Origin of the sequence: Antiquaquibacter metalliresistens (genome assembly GCF_029211225.1) — a bacterium.
Lineage (GTDB): Bacteria > Actinomycetota > Actinomycetes > Actinomycetales > Microbacteriaceae > Rhodoglobus > Rhodoglobus metalliresistens.
This window is the reverse complement of the sequence record NZ_JARGEM010000032.1, coordinates 1-510: the sequence shown is the minus strand read 5'-3', so window position 1 is coordinate 510 and position 510 is coordinate 1. Positions and strand designations below refer to the sequence as shown.

Here is a 510-nt window from a genome sequence, read left to right as displayed (position 1 = left end):
AGATGTGCTAGGACTAGCACATCTTTTTTCATTAATCACACACACAACTGAAAACTGCTTTCATAATGACAAGTAAAAGCTGGTATCGGCTCTTACATATTCAAGTCATTGTTTAAAGATCTTTGTTTGTTACACCTTAATAGGTATAAAAACCGTTCCAAGGTTTGCGAGATGGAAGGGCGGACAGCAAAAAAATACCCTTCTAAAGTTTTGCTTTAGAAGGGTAATAAATAGTCGTGTTAAACGTCTTTTTCTAGCGGTTGCCTTGGTTGCCTTGTTGAGAGCCACCTTGGTTGCCACTGCGGCCGGATTGTGAACCACCCTGGTTGCCTTGTTGAGAGCCACCCTGGTTACCACGATCTGATTGAGAGCCACCCTGGTTGCCGCCTGAAGTATCCCTTCTGCTAGGGTTTGTAGTTCCCAGATCCTCATCTTCGTCTTCTTCAAGACGATCAGACTGGTTACCCTGGCGCTGAGAGCCACCTTGCTGCTGCTGGCCACCCTGTTGAG

At 45.9% G+C, this 510-nt stretch carries 1 protein-coding gene; it reads right to left on the bottom strand.

Annotated features, from left to right (window positions below):
* Nucleotides 1-129 precede the first annotated feature (129 nt).
* On the bottom strand, nucleotides 130-510 hold a 381-nt coding region (locus tag PYV02_RS15340), incomplete at its 5' end, for a hypothetical protein (protein WP_275759949.1).